General features: G+C 69.8%; 13 protein-coding genes and 1 pseudogene. 11 read left to right on the forward strand and 3 right to left on the reverse strand.

Annotation, left to right across the window (positions count from 1 at the left end; translation table 11 throughout):
* Window positions 1-115 precede the first annotated feature (115 nt).
* Together PGN16_RS10190 and PGN16_RS10195 are read left to right on the forward strand one after the other, a co-directional pair.
* A complete protein-coding gene (locus PGN16_RS10190) occupies window positions 116-1,084 on the forward strand; it encodes an isopenicillin N synthase family dioxygenase (protein ID WP_335309285.1) in 969 nt (322 codons plus the stop codon).
* Window positions 1,081-1,323 (forward strand): polymer-forming cytoskeletal protein, encoded by a 243-nt coding sequence (locus tag PGN16_RS10195; RefSeq protein WP_335309286.1) that lies wholly within the window; start codon window positions 1,081-1,083, stop codon window positions 1,321-1,323. Before PGN16_RS10190 ends, PGN16_RS10195 begins: the two co-directional genes overlap by 4 nt.
* A 353-nt stretch (window positions 1,324-1,676) precedes the next feature.
* On the opposite strand, the gene PGN16_RS10200 is transcribed toward PGN16_RS10195, so the two are convergent.
* Window positions 1,677-2,195, reverse strand: a complete 519-nt coding sequence (locus tag PGN16_RS10200; protein WP_335309287.1) for a phosphoribosyltransferase — start codon at window positions 2,193-2,195, stop codon at window positions 1,677-1,679.
* A 47-nt stretch (window positions 2,196-2,242) separates the two neighbouring features.
* Complete coding sequence (locus PGN16_RS10205; RefSeq protein ID WP_335309288.1) at window positions 2,243-3,445, reverse strand: penicillin-binding protein activator; 1,203 nt, start codon at window positions 3,443-3,445, stop codon at window positions 2,243-2,245.
* Here PGN16_RS10205 and rsmI point away from each other — a divergent pair.
* From rsmI to PGN16_RS10240, 7 genes and pseudogenes are all read left to right on the forward strand, one after another.
* Complete coding sequence (rsmI, locus tag PGN16_RS10210) at window positions 3,444-4,289, forward strand: 16S rRNA (cytidine(1402)-2'-O)-methyltransferase (RefSeq protein ID WP_335309289.1); 846 nt, start codon at window positions 3,444-3,446, stop codon at window positions 4,287-4,289. The genes PGN16_RS10205 and rsmI overlap by 2 nt on opposite strands.
* Before the next feature lie 43 nt (window positions 4,290-4,332).
* On the forward strand, window positions 4,333-4,602 hold the full coding sequence (locus PGN16_RS10215) for a hypothetical protein (protein WP_335309290.1): 270 nt from the start codon (window positions 4,333-4,335) through the stop codon (window positions 4,600-4,602).
* Window positions 4,603-4,757: 155 nt separating this feature from the next.
* The gene (locus tag PGN16_RS10220; protein WP_335309291.1) at window positions 4,758-6,683 is read left to right on the forward strand and encodes a beta-N-acetylglucosaminidase domain-containing protein; all 1,926 of its coding nucleotides are present in this window, start codon (window positions 4,758-4,760) and stop codon (window positions 6,681-6,683) included.
* A 44-nt stretch (window positions 6,684-6,727) separates the two neighbouring features.
* A pseudogene (locus PGN16_RS10225) lies at window positions 6,728-7,060 on the forward strand (O-methyltransferase); the annotation flags it as partial.
* A 108-nt stretch (window positions 7,061-7,168) separates the two neighbouring features.
* Window positions 7,169-7,549, forward strand: coding sequence for a YraN family protein (locus PGN16_RS10230; protein WP_335309292.1), 381 nt, complete (start codon window positions 7,169-7,171; stop codon window positions 7,547-7,549).
* 31 nt (window positions 7,550-7,580) lie between these two features.
* Complete coding sequence (gene gshB / locus PGN16_RS10235; protein WP_335309293.1) at window positions 7,581-8,546, forward strand: glutathione synthase; 966 nt, start codon at window positions 7,581-7,583, stop codon at window positions 8,544-8,546.
* 19 nt (window positions 8,547-8,565) lie between these two features.
* Complete coding sequence (locus tag PGN16_RS10240; protein ID WP_335309294.1) at window positions 8,566-9,165, forward strand: DedA family protein; 600 nt, start codon at window positions 8,566-8,568, stop codon at window positions 9,163-9,165.
* Between the two features lie 90 nt (window positions 9,166-9,255).
* Here PGN16_RS10240 and PGN16_RS10245 read toward each other — a convergent pair whose 3' ends face one another.
* On the reverse strand, window positions 9,256-10,158 hold the full coding sequence (locus PGN16_RS10245; protein WP_335309295.1) for a tyrosine recombinase XerC: 903 nt from the start codon (window positions 10,156-10,158) through the stop codon (window positions 9,256-9,258).
* Between the two features lie 62 nt (window positions 10,159-10,220).
* On the opposite strand from PGN16_RS10245, the gene PGN16_RS10250 reads away from it, so the two are divergent.
* Window positions 10,221-11,675 carry a diguanylate cyclase domain-containing protein gene (locus tag PGN16_RS10250; protein WP_335309296.1) on the forward strand — a complete coding sequence of 485 codons (1,455 nt, stop codon included), beginning with the start codon at window positions 10,221-10,223 and terminating at the stop codon, window positions 11,673-11,675.
* A gap of 69 nt (window positions 11,676-11,744) precedes the next feature.
* Complete coding sequence (locus tag PGN16_RS10255) at window positions 11,745-13,916, forward strand: primosomal protein N' (protein WP_335309297.1); 2,172 nt, start codon at window positions 11,745-11,747, stop codon at window positions 13,914-13,916.
* Window positions 13,917-13,967: the final 51 nt, after the last annotated feature.

Raw genomic sequence — 13,967 nt, forward strand, 5'->3', positions numbered from 1 at the left:
AGCTCCTTCAATCGTTACGCCGATCGAACGGCAGACTCACCCCGGCGGTTCCGGCGGCTGGCGTCTCCGCGCCCGAACGCCTACCTAGAGCATTCAGATTCACGGACGATTGACCATGCTCGACACCCCTGCCGCCCCGGACACCGCAGACGTCCCGACGCTCACCCTCGCCGATCAGGCGCGCGATCCCGATGGCTTCGCCGCCGCGCTGGGCGGATCGTTCGAGCGCTTCGGCTTCGCGATCGTCGCCGATCACGGCGTGCCGCAGCCGCTGATCGACCGCGCCTGGGCGGAAACCGCCGACTTGTTCGCGCTGCCCGAGGAGGAGAAGCGCCGCTACCACACGCCCGGTGGCGGCGGTGCGCGCGGCTATACGCCGTTCAAGACCGAGATCGCCAAGGACGCGCGCCACGTCGATCTCAAGGAATTCTGGCACGTCGGCCGCGAGTTGCCGGCAGGGCATCGCTACGCCACCGAGATGGCGCCCAACATCTGGCCTGAACGCCCCGAAGGCTTTCGCGACACGTTCGTCGAGCTGTTCGCCGCCTTCGATCGCGCCGGCGACCGGCTGCTGTCGGCGATCGCCCGGCACCTCGGCCTTGCACCGGACTGGTTCGATCCGGCGGTCAAGGACGGCAATTCGGTGCTCCGCCTGCTCCATTATCCGCCGATCCCCGCCGACGCCGAGGGAGTCCGGGCGGGCGCGCATGAGGACATCAACCTCATCACCCTGCTGCTCGGCGCAGAAGAGGCCGGGCTCGAACTGCTCGACCGCGCGACCGGCCAGTGGCTGGCGGTCAAGCCGCCCGAGGGCGCGATGGTCGTCAACGTCGGCGACATGCTGCAACGGCTGACCAACCACGTTTTGCCGTCGACCACGCACCGCGTCGTCAACCCGCCGCCCGAGCGCCGCGGCCATTCGCGTTATTCGATGCCGTTCTTCCTGCACCCCGCGCCCGACTTCCTGATCGAGACGCTGCCGCAGACGATCACCGCCACGAACCCGAACCGCTATCCCGAGCCGATCACCGCCCACGGCTATCTGCACCAGCGGCTGGTCGAGATCGGGCTCATCAAGCCATGAGGGATTTGTCGGGGATCGTCAGCGGCGCGATCCGGCTCGACCGCGATGCCGACGTGTCCGGGATCGTCAGCGGCGACATCACCGTGGCGGCGGGCTGCCGCGTCACGATCTCGGGCATGGTCCGCGGCGACATCACCGCCGAATCGGGTGCGGAGGTGACGATCACCGGCATCGTCAACGGCGCGGTCCACGCCGAGGGCGGGACCGTGCATGTGACCGGGATCGTGACGCTGCCGTAGCAGCTTAGCTCATCCGTTCGCCCTGAGGAGAGGCTGAGCCTGTCGAAGCCTCGTCTCGAAGGGCTGTGCTTCGAGACAGCATTTCGCCAAGCTCGATGCTTCCTCAGCACGAACGGCGACGTTGCAACGGATCCGCCGCTTAAGCCGTCCGCTCCGGCACCTCATCGGCATCCGCCGCGATCGACCTTCGCTGGCCACGCACAATTCCGTCATCCCGGACTTGATCCGGGATCCCACTTCGTCCTTCTGTTGGCAAGAAGACGCGGGGCCCCGGATCAAGTCCGGGGCGACCAACGAGGGAAGGTCGGGATCGAAGGCGATCTGCCGTCGAATCCCGAATATCGATCCGCCGCTTAAGTCGTGCGCTCCGGCACCTCATCGGCATCCGCCGCGATCGAGGTCGCTGGCGCCAGCGCTTCCCACGGGAACACGAACCAGTCCTTGGTCACCGCGCGGTCGATCGTCCGCGCCGCCAAGTCGACCTTCGCCGCCGAGCCGCGATTGTCGATCAACGTCGCGAATCGCATCGCCCCCGTCGCCGCGCCGGCCTGCTCCAGCAGCCCGCGCAGCTTGACGATCGTCCGCCCCGAATCGTTGATGTCGTCGATGAACAGCAGCTTCTGCCCCTCGCGGGTCAGCGCCGCGAGCCGCTCGATGGCGGGCGCCGCGCGCGTATCGTCCTGCGCCGAATAATCGACCGACTGCATCGGCACGCCCGCCGCGTGGCTCAGATACACCGCAGGAACCAGCCCGCCGCGTCCGATCCCGACCAGCCAGTCGGGGCGCCACGCGGTGTCGCGCGCGATCTTCGCGGCGAGCGTGCGGACATCGGCAATCAGGTCGGCATGGGTGACGGCGGTAAGGATCGGCATCGCGATGCTCTACACGACCGTCACCGCCATGCCATAGCCCGCATTGGCTATTTTGCGTCGAAGCCGGTCGGGGCCGGCGACACCGTCACCGTCTCGCCACCGCGGATTTCCTGCACCTCCAGCGCGCGCTCGGCGACATTGTCGCGCCCGAAGCGGAATGCGCCGTCGATCCCCGCGAAGCCGTCGGCGTCACGCAGCCGGTTCTCGGGGAATGGCGATCCCGGCCGCCACTCGCGCGCGATCCGCACGACCAGCAGCACCGAATCATACCCAAGGCTCGACAGCCGATAGGGCGAGGCGTTGAAACGCGCGCGATAGTTGCGCGCATATTGGCGGTACAGCGTATCCGGCACGCTCGCGAACCACGCTCCGTTCAGCACCGCCGACGAGCGGGACGCGCCGTCCGAATTCCACAGCTCGGTACCGAGGATCTGCGTCGACGGGCTGTTGCGCCGGATCAGCGGCACCGCGGCGGTCGCGGTCGCGGCGCTGTCGGCGATCAGCACCGCCCCGAACGGCGCGTCCTTCGCCATCCGCTGCACCGCGCTGCCCAGCGCGCCGCTGCCGCGATCATAGGTCTGGAGCGACACGACGCGCCCGCCGGCCTGCTCCACCGCGCGCAGGAACGCGGTCGACGCGCGGCTGCCGTACAGCGCATTGGGGACGATCCCGCCGAAATTGTCGATCCCGCGCCCGCGCGCGTAGGCGACGACGCGCTCAATCGCCTGCGCCGGCGCATAGCCGAGCACGTAAGCGCCGTTCCCCGCCACGCCGGTATCGTTCGAGAACGACAGCACCGGCACCTTCGCCGCGCGCGCGATCGGCGCGACCGCGCGCACGTCCTCGGCAAGCAGCGGCCCCAGGATCAGCTGCGCGCCCTCGCGGATCGCGCGGCTCGCCGCCGCCGCCGCGCCGGTCGCGGTGTCGTAGCTGGTGATCCGCACCTGCTGGTTGCGCGTGTCGAGCAGCGCCAGTTGCGTGGCATTGGCAAGGCTGCGCCCCACCCCGGCGTTGCTGCCGGTCAGCGGCACCAGCAGCGCGACACGGTTGCGCGCGGCATCCTGCGGCAGCCCGGTCACCACCTCCGGCGCGGTTTCGCGCGGCGGCGGCGCGGGTTGCGCGGTCGGCGCCTGTTGCACCGGCCCGCGTGGCACCACCGTCGAACAGGCCGCGAGCAACAACGCCCCCGCGACCGTGATGACGCGCGACATTGCGCTCGACCATTGCGAACGCCCGATCGCCTCTGCCATGACTACTCCCGTGAACCCGTTGACCCCCGGCCTGTACATCGTCGCCACCCCGATCGGCAATCTCGGCGATCTCTCCCCCCGCGCGGCCGAGGTGCTCGCGGGCGCGGACGTGATCGCCGTGGAGGATACGCGCGTGACCGCCGGATTGCTCCGCCACATCGGCACCAAGCGTCCGATGACCCCCTATCACGATCATAATGCCGAGCATGTCCGCCCGCAGCTGATCGCGCGGATGGCCAGCGAGGTGGTGGCGCTGGTGTCCGACGCCGGCACGCCGCTGATCTCCGATCCGGGCTACAAACTGGTGCGCGATGCGCGCGCGGCGGGGCATCAGGTCGTCACCATCCCCGGACCGTGCGCCGCGATCGCCGCGCTGACGCTCGCCGGGCTGCCGACCGACCGCTTCTTCTTCCTTGGCTTCCTGCCCGCGAAGGAACAGGCGCGCGCCACCGCAATCGCCGAGGTCGCCGCGATCCGCGCGACGCTGGTGATCTACGAATCCGGCCCGCGTCTGTCCGCCTGCCTGTCCGCGCTCGCCGCCGGGCTCGGCGACCGCGAGGCGGCGGTGACGCGCGAGATCACCAAGAAGTTCGAGGAGGCGGTCACCGGCACGCTGTCGACGCTCGCCGCCCGCTATGCCGAGGCGCCGCCCAAGGGCGAGATCGTCGTCGTCGTCGCCCCGCCCGAGCCCCCCGCCCCCGCCGCGATCGAGGACGCCGATGCCGCGCTCGCCGAGGCGCTCACCCGCCTCCCCGCCTCCAAGGCCGCGGGCGAGATCGCCAAGGCGTTCGGCGTCGACCGCAAGGCGCTCTACGCCCGTGCGCTGGAGATGAAGGGCGCGTGATCGTCGTTGGCGACCGGCGCGGCGCATGGTAATATCGCCATCCATGGAAGACATTTCCTCGATCGTATTCGTGGCGGCCTTCATCGCGTCGCACATGATCGATCAGTTCGTCGCCCCCACCTTCCGGGCGAAGCTGTTGAGTTGTCTGCTGTTGTTGGCGGGAGCGGTCGCCCTTTGGACTGGCGTTTACCTTCCGATCGGGGCGAATCTCTCCAACGCGATCGCCTGGGCATCCGGTGCGGCCTTCATCGTCTTCATGATATTCTACATTCCGGTGATCGTCCGCCGGGCAAAGGCGACGGCCCGCGACTAGGGCCGGTCCCTTGCGAATATAGCCGCGGCATCATCAATCATCGTCGCCCCGTACTTGATCCGGGAGCGATGAGCGGCGCGTGATGAGCCCGGTTGCCCCGCCAGCGGCAACACCTTACGACACCCCTTAATACCAATAGCATACCGGAGAACGACATGACCCGCCGCATCGGCCTGCCCCTGCTGGCCGCCACGCTCCTGTCGTCCGCCCCGCTCGCCGCGCAGATCGCTACCCGCCCGGCGATCTTCCCCGCCCCGACCGAATTGACGCTCGGCGCCGAGACGATGACGCTCGGCCGCCGTGTCACGCTGATCGCCGCCCCCGGCACCGATGCCGCCACCGTCGCGCTCGCCAGCCAGATCCTGCGCGCGGCCGGGGTCGAGACGGTCACCACCGTCCGCCGCCTCGCGAGCGATTCCGCGCAGCCGCAGATCGTGCTGGGGCTCGCCGACGCCGCGCTCGTCCGCGCCGCCCTTTCCGGCACCGCCGCCGAGACCGCGCGCGAGGGCTATACGCTCACCGTCACCCCCGCGACCCACACGATCACGCTCGCCGGCCATGACGCCGATGGCCTGTTCCACGCGGTCCAGACGCTCCGCCAGCTCGTGCAGCGCCCCACGCTTCCCGCACTCGTGATCCGCGACCATCCCGCGATGCCGGTGCGCGGCACGATCGAGGGCTTCTACGGCAAGCCGTGGACGATGGTCGAGCGCACCCGCCATCTCGACTTCCTCGCGACCGTCAAGGCCAACACCTACGTCTACAGCCCCAAGGACGACCCATACGCCCGCGCCCGCTGGCGCGAGCCCTATCCCGCCGCGACGCTGACCCAGCTCGGCACGCTCGCGGCGGCGGCGACGCGCAACCATGTCGACTTCGTCTATGCGATCTCCCCGGGGCCGACGATCTGCTTCTCCGCCCCCGCCGACCTTCAGGCATTGCGCGCCAAGTTCGACGCGTTGCGCGCGATCGGCATCCACCGCTTCTACGTCGCGCTCGACGACATCGAATACAAGAAATGGAATTGCGACGCCGATCAAACCGCGTTCGGCCCCTCGGGCGCAGCCGCGGCGGGCAAGGCGCAGGCGCAATTGCTCAATGCGGTACAGGCCGATCTGACGCGCCGCGATCCGCAGGCGCCGCCGCTCATCATGGTGCCGACCGAATATTACGACGCCAAGGACACGCCCTATAAAGCGGCGCTCCGCGACACGCTGGACCCCAAGGTGGTGGTACAATGGACCGGCACCGATGTCGTGCCGCCCGCGATCTCGGTGCCCGATGCCAAGGCCGCGACCAAGGCGTTCGGGCGCAAGACGCTGTTGTGGGACAATTACCCCGTCAACGATTATGCGCAGACCACCGGCCGGCTGCTGATGGCGCCCTATGCACGCCGCGAGGCGGGGCTGGCGGGCGAGCTGACCGGCATCCTGTCCAACCCGATGAATCAGGAAGCGCCGAGCCGCGTCGCGGTCACCGGCGTGCTCGCCTTCGCATGGAACGACAAGGACTATGACGCCGGGCGCACGTGGCACTGGTCGGCGCGCGAACTGGCCGGCGACGATGCGCGCGCGGCCGACGCCTTGCTGACCTTCTTCGACACGCAGCATATGGCGCCCACCTTCGGCAGCCAGCCGTGGCAGGAACAGGCCCCGCGGCTCCACGCGCTGCTCACCCGCGTTCGTGAAGCGCTCGCCGACGGCGACGCCGGGGCGCGCGCGCAAGCGATCGCCGACCTCACCCGCGCGGCGGACGACCTTGCCGCCGCCCCCGACACGATCCGCGCCGGGGTAGCGGATGCGTCCTTCACCGAGCAGTCGCGTCCGTGGCTCGACGCGCTCGCGCTATGGGGCCGCGCGCTGCAACAGACCGCCGCCGGCCTCGCCGCCGCCGATGCCGCCAGCCCTGCGGCCCCGCGCTACTTCGCCGACGCGCAACGACTGGCGACCGAAGCCGCAGCGGTGAAGACCATCCCCGGCGCGACGCGCTTCGACGGCACGATCCGCATCGCCGATGGCGTCCTCGACCGTTTCGTGGCGGATGCGCCGGGGCTGATCGGGACGGCAACGGCCGGGCGCTGACGCCCACCCGCCCCTCGCCGGACTAGGCGGAGCGTGCCGAAGCCAATCTGCGCGAGGCCGGGCTGGCCGATCTGGTGGAGATACGCGTAGGCGATGCGCGCGAAACGCTGCGCCGCGACGATGACGAGCCGATCGATCTGATCCTTCTGGATGCGGCGAAGGACCTCTACCTCGACGTGCTGCAACTGCTGGAACCGCGTCTGCGCAAGGGAGGGCTGGTCGTCAGCGACCGTGCGGACCTCGATGGCGGGGACGGTGACCGCGCCGCGGCCTATATCGCCTATCTGTCCGATCTGACGAACGGCTATCGTCTGGCGGGCATCGCGACGCAGGCGCTTGGCCAGACCTTCCACCACGACGTGGCGACGCGCATCTGACGATAGCCACAATCTACACTTTGATCGGGTTCTCTGGACAGACGCCACGGCCCACCGTCCCCATCCAACGCTTGCCCCATCCACCCTCCGCCGCCATCCTCGCCCGCGATGCGCCCACCCCGCCCCCGCTCCACCGCCACCCGCCGCGTCGCGGAGGAAGCCGGGCGGCGCGGCGAGCGGCTGGCGGCGTGGTGGCTGCGGCTCAAGGGCTGGCAGATCCTCGACCGCCGCGTCCGCACCCCGGCGGGTGAGGTCGATCTGGTCGCCAGACGCGGCGCGCTGGTCGCCTTCGTCGAGGTCAAGACGCGCCGCACACCCGCCGAGCTGGACCATGCGATCGACCAGCGCCGCCTCGCCCGGGTCGCCGCCGCCGCGGAGGTGCTGATGCCGCGCTACGCGACCGCCGGCGAGGACATTCGCGTCGACGTGATCCTGCTCGCCCCCGGCACCCGCCCGCGCCATATCGAGAATGCGTGGATCGGCTACTGACAGCCGCCGCCGCCCGCCCTACATCCGCGCCATGACCCAGCCGCTCACTGTCGCCGTCCAGATGGACCCGCTCGATCAGATCAACATCGCGGGCGACAGCACGTTTGCGCTGATGCTCTCGGCGCAGGCGCGCGGGCACCGGCTGTTCCACTATACCGCCGATGCGCTCAACTATCGCGACGGGCGCGTGTGGGCGAAGGCGCATCCGGTGACGGTGCAACGCGTGGCCGGCGATCACTTCACGTTCGGGGACCCCGTGCCGCTCGACCTTGGCGAGCAGGCCGATGTCGTCCTGATGCGGCAGGACCCGCCGTTCGACCTGGGCTATATCACCGCGACGCACCTGCTGGAGCGGATCGCCGACCGCACGCTGATCGTCAACGATCCGGTCAGCGTCCGCAACGCCCCCGAAAAGGTGTTCGTGCTCGATTACGCGCGCTTCATGCCGCCGACGCTGGTGACGCGCTCGCTCGACGAGGCACGCGCCTTCCTCGCCGAGCACGGCGAGATCGTCGTCAAGCCGCTGCACGGCAACGGCGGCAAGGCGATCTTTCATGTCCGCTCCAGCGGCGAGAACCTGTCGGCGCTGATCGAGGTGTTCAACCAGACGTGGCGCGAGCCGCATATGGTGCAGGCGTTCCTCCCGGCGGTGGCGAAGGGCGACAAGCGGATCGTGCTGGTCGACGGCGAGGTCGCGGGCGCGATCAACCGCCTGCCCGGCGAAGGCGAGATCCGCTCAAACCTCGCGGTCGGCGGCTCGGCGCAGAAGACCGAATTGACGCCACGCGAGCGCGAGATCTGCGACGCGCTCGGCCCGGAGCTGAAGAAGCGCGGGCTGATCTTCGTCGGGATCGACGTGATCGGCGGCGAATGGCTCACCGAGATCAACGTCACCTCGCCGACCGGGATCGTCGCGATCGAGAAGTTCGACGGCACCGATGTCGCCGGGCTGATCTGGGATGCGATCGACCGCCGGCTCAAGGAACGCGCGCGCTGACGGAGCCGTTGGCGCGGACGTGACCGATTTCATCATCCACTGGATCGTCGCGGGCGGCTATCTCGGCATCTTCCTGCTGATGGCGCTGGAGAATATCGTCCCGCCGATCCCGTCCGAGGTCATCATGGGGCTGGGCGGGATCGCGGTCGCGCGCGGGCAGATGGACATCGTGCCCTTGCTCTTGTGGGGCACCGCCGGGACGACTGCCGGCAACGTCTTCTGGTATGCGGTCGGCCGGCGGATCGGCTATGCGCGCTTCCGCCCGTTCGTCGAGCGGCACGGCCGCTGGCTGACGATGGAATGGAGCGATGTCGAGCGGGTGCGCGGCTTCCTCCACGATCACGGCGGCTGGGTGATCTTCGTCTTCCGCTTCATGCCGACCTTCCGCACGATGATCTCGCTGCCCGCCGGCATGGCGGCGATGCCGATGCCGCGCTTCCTGCTGATGACCTTTGCGGGCAGCATCATCTGGAACGGGGTGCTGGCGGGGGCTGGCTTCTATCTCGGCAGCCGCTTTGCCGAGCTGGACCGCTACGTCGGCCCGGTCGGGATCGCGCTGACGGTGCTGGCGCTCGGCTGGTACGGCTGGCGCGTCGCGACGTGGAAACCGCGCGGCTGACCCTGCTCCGTCATTGCGAGCGAAGCGCGGCAATCCAGGGCGTCCTGATCCGGTGCTAGAGCGCGTCGCTCCGCTCGCAATGATTGATTTCTATCCCCGCGGATGCGCCGCGCGATAGACGTCGAGCAGATGCGCCGCATCGACGCCCGTATAGACCTGCGTCGAACTGAGGCTCGCGTGGCCCAGCAACTCCTGCAACGCGCGCAGGTCCGCACCGCGCCCCAGCAGATGCGTCGCGAAGCTATGCCGCAGCGCGTGCGGCGTCGTCCGCTCCGACAGCCCCAGCCGCGCCCTTGCCGCCCGCACGCGCGTCCGCACGATCCCGCCGTCCAGCGCGCCGCCGCGCACCCCGCGGAACAAGGGTGCGTCGCGCGTCATCGGCCACGGCACCCGCGCTGCATAATCCTCGATCGCCGCGCGCACCGGCGGCAGCAGCGGAACGATCCGCGTCCGGTCGCGCTTGCCGGTGACGCGCAGCGTCTCGCCCAGCGGCAGCACCGCGCCGGTCAGCCCCAGCGCCTCGCCGATCCGCAGCCCCGCGCCGTACAGCAGCAGCAGCACCGCCCAGTCGCGCGCCGCCACCCACGGCTCGTCGCTTTCCTCCATCACGTCGGTGGCCAGTGCGACCGCTTCGTCGGGGGAGATCGGGCGCGGCACGCCCTTCTTGACGCGCGGCCCCTTCATCCGCGGCGCCGCGCCGACGCCGCCTGCCCAGTCGAGGAACCCGCGCACCGCCGACAGCTCGCGCGCCGCCGACGCGTTCGACAATCCGTTGCCCCGGCGGTGCGCCAGATAGGCCCGCAGGTCGCCCGCGGTGACACGCGACAGCGCCGCACGGTCCAGTTCTGCGCCCCAATGTGTTCCCAGGAACGCCAACAGACGCTCCGCAGTGGCCCGATAGGCGCGCACGGTATGCTCCGACCGACGCCGGTCGCGCGCCAGATGCACCGACCATTGGACCGGCAACGGCAACGGGGCGGATAAATCGCTCACCCGGTCGCATCTCCCGCGGGTGTAACGGAATGGCAAACCAAAATTAACGTTACCGACGCTAAATGCCGATCATGACGTCGAAAGTCTCTCCCTTTGACCGCCACGCCGAAACGGCGCGCGCCGCCGCTTTGCAGGCGCTCGCGTTGCTCGGCACCGCGCCGGAACGGGAATTCGACGCGCTGGTGGCGCTGGCCGCCGAACTGCTCGGCTGCCCGACTGCGCTGCTCAACCTTGTTGATCATGACCGATTATTCGTGAAGGCGCGCACCACGCCCGGCGTGATGGCCTTTGCGCGCGACACCGCCTTTTGCGACCGCACCGTCGTGGACGATCGCGTCACGGTGATCCGTGACACGATGGACGACGAACGGTTCCGCGACAGCCCGCTCGTCACCGACGTCGGCGTGCGCTTCTATGCAGGCGCGCCGTTGCGCGTCGCCGATCCCGACGGCGTACGTCGCGCGGTCGGCACGTTGTGCGTCGTCGACAATGTCCCGCGTTCCGCCGATCCGCGCGAACTCGCCGCACTCGCGCATCTCGCAACGCTGGCCGAAGCGCTGCTGGAGGCACGCCGTACCGCGCTGAAGGCGATCCACATCGCCACCAGCGGCGAGGAACTGGTGACGCGGCTGGGGCGGCAAGACCAGATCTTCCGCCAGGCCGAACAGATCGCCGAAATCGGTTCGTGGCGATTGTCGATCGACGAAGCAGCGCTCGACTGGTCGGACAACGTCTATCGCATCCACGGCCTGCCCGTCGGGCAGAAGCCGATGCTGGACGATGCGCTCGCCTTCTATCCCCAGCACAGCCGCGGCGCCGTTCAGGCCGCCCTCGACGAGGCGGTGGCGAACGGCACGCCGTTCGCGATCGAAACCGACTTCGTCACCGCCGATGGCCGCGCCCGCCGCGTGCGCGCGATGGCGGATCCGGAGGTCGTCGACGGCCGCGTCGTCGCGATGGTCGGCGTGTTTCAGGACGTGACCGAACGCTACGCGCTGGAGCAGCAGTTGCGCCGCTCCGCCGATACCGATGCGCTGACCGGCATCGCCAATCGGGCCGCCTTCGATCGCGAGTTGCAGGCGGCCATGACGCGCGCCCGCCAGGCCGGCACCCCGCTCCACCTCGCATTGATCGACCTCGACGGGTTCAAGGCGATCAACGACACGCTCGGGCACGGTGCAGGCGACGACGTGCTGCGGTTGACCGGCAAGGCACTGAACGAGCCGTGGTTGATGGGCAGCGTGGCGGCTCGGATCGGTGGCGACGAATTCGCGGTGATCGTCGAGCATCCCGCGTTGATGACCGATGTCACCGCCCTGCGCGAGCGGCTGGAGGCGGCGCTGCACGTCTCGGTCGAGGTCGGTGGCGTCAGGATGAGCAGCGCGGGATCGGTCGGCATCGCCCCGTTCGACGACGATTGCCACTCTCTCCGCGATTTCGCGCGGCGTGCCGATGCGATCCTCTACACCGCCAAACGGGCGCGCGTCGGCACACCCTACGTCCGCCGCGTCGCCTGACGAGGGCGTAGCGGGCACCGACAAAAGCGCCGCTTCCCTCGGACTCGCGTGCGCCCCATATGGGCGGCAATGTCCTCCCGCGCGCGCGTCATCGTCCTGAACTCCGCCCTCGGCCCGCTCGATTATCGCGTGCCGCACGGCATGTCGGTCGAGCCGGGGTCGGTGGTGGTCGCGCCGCTCGGCCCGCGCCAGTTGCTCGGCGTCGCCTGGGAGGCGGAGCGGATGCCGTCCGACGCCGAGGTCGGCGACAATCGCCTGCGCAACCTGCTCGCGGTCGCCGACGTGCCGCCGCTGCGCGCGCCGCTGCGGCGACTGATCGAATGGACCGCCGATTATTACCTCGCCCCGCCCGCCGCGGTGGTGCGGATGGCCTTGTCCTCCACCGCCGCGTTGGAGGGCGGGCGCAGCGTCGTCGAATATCGCGCCACCGGCCATGTGCCCGAGCGAATTACCGCGCAGCGCGAGCAGGCGCTCGAACGGATCGGCGACCGGCAGGGGCTGATCCGCGAGCTGGCGACAATCGCCGATGTGAGCGACGCGGTGATCCGCGGGCTGGTCAAGGTCGGCGCGCTCGAAGGCGTCCCGGTCGACATCGACAGTCCCTATCCGGTCCCCGATCCCGATCACGCCCCGCCGACGCTGTCCGACGACCAAAGCGCCGCCGCCGCGACGCTGGTCGATGGCGTGACCGCTGCCGCCTTCCGCCCGACGCTGCTCGACGGCGTCACCGGTTCGGGCAAGACCGAGGTCTATTTCGAGGCGGTCGCCGCCGCGCTCCGCGCCGGCCGGCAGGTGCTGGTGCTGCTCCCCGAGATCGCGCTGACCGAGCCGTTCCTCAAGCGCTTCCACGACCGCTTCGGCTGCGAGCCGGTGGCGTGGCACAGCGGATTGCGCGCCACCCAGCGCCGCCGCGCATGGCGCGCGATCGCCAGCGGCGAGGCGCGGGTGACGGTCGGCGCGCGCTCGGCGCTGTTCCTGCCCTACGCCAACCTCGGGCTGATCGTCGTCGACGAGGCGCACGAGACCAGCTTCAAGCAGGAGGACGGCGTCCATTATCACGCGCGCGACGTCGCGGTGATGCGCGGGCTGTTCGAGGCGTGCCCGGTGATCCTCGCCAGCGCCACCCCGGCGATCGAGACGCGGCATCAGGTCGCGCTCGGCAAATATGCCGAGGTGAAATTGCCGGGCCGTTTCGGCGTCGCGCAGCTGCCGACGATCGAGGCAATCGACCTGATCGCCGAGCCGCCCGAACGCGGGCGCTGGATCAGTCCGCGGCTGGTCAAGGCGATGGAGGAAGCACTGGAGCGGCGCGAGCAGTCGCTGCTGTTCCTCAACCGCCGCGGCTACGCGCCGCTGACCTTGTGCCGGACGTGCGGGCATCGCTTCCAATGCCCCAATTGCACCGCCTGGATGGTCGAGCATCGCCTGACCCGCCGGCTCGCTTGCCACCATTGCGGGCATATCGAGCCGGTGCCGCGGCTGTGCCCCGAATGCCAGAACGAGGATACTTTGGTCGCGTGCGGTCCCGGCGTCGAGCGAATCGCCGACGAGGTCGCGGCGCTATTTCCCGAGGCGCGCACCGCGGTCGTCACCTCCGACACGATCTGGAGCCCGGCCAAAGCCGCCGAGTTCGTCGCGCGGATGGAGGCGGGCGACATCGACATCGTCGTCGGCACGCAATTGGTGACCAAGGGCTATCACTTCCCCAATCTGACGCTGGTCGGGGTGATCGACGCCGATCTCGGGCTCGACGGCGGCGACCTGCGCGCGGCGGAGCGGACCTTCCAGCAGATCCGGCAGGTGTCGGGGCGCGCCGGGCGCGGCGCCAAGCCCGGCCATGTCTATATCCAGACGCATAGCCCCAAAGCGCAGGTGATGCAGGCGCTGATCACCGGCGACGCCGACGCCTTCTACGCCGCCGAAACCGAGGCGCGCGAGGACGCCGGCGCGCCACCGTTCGGCCGCTATGCCGCGATCATCGTGTCGAGCGAGGATCAGGGTGCGGCGCACGACACCGCGCGCGCGATCGGCCGCGCCGCGCCGCGCGTCGACGGGATGGAGGTCTATGGCCCCGCTCCCGCCCCGCTGGCGATGCTGCGCGGGCGGCACCGCTTCCGGCTGCTCGTCCATGCGCGCCGCGCGCTCGACGTGCAGGACGTGATCCGCGACTGGCTCGGCGCGCTGGAGTGGCCCGCAAAGGTGCGCGTCGCGGTCGACGTCGATCCGTATAGCTTCCTGTAACCTCGTCGCCCCGGACGTGATCCGGGGCCCCGCTTCTTCTGCGCGGCCGAT

The organism is Sphingomonas phyllosphaerae (genome assembly GCF_036946485.1).
In the GTDB taxonomy this organism is placed as follows: Bacteria; Pseudomonadota; Alphaproteobacteria; order Sphingomonadales; family Sphingomonadaceae; genus Sphingomonas; species Sphingomonas phyllosphaerae_E.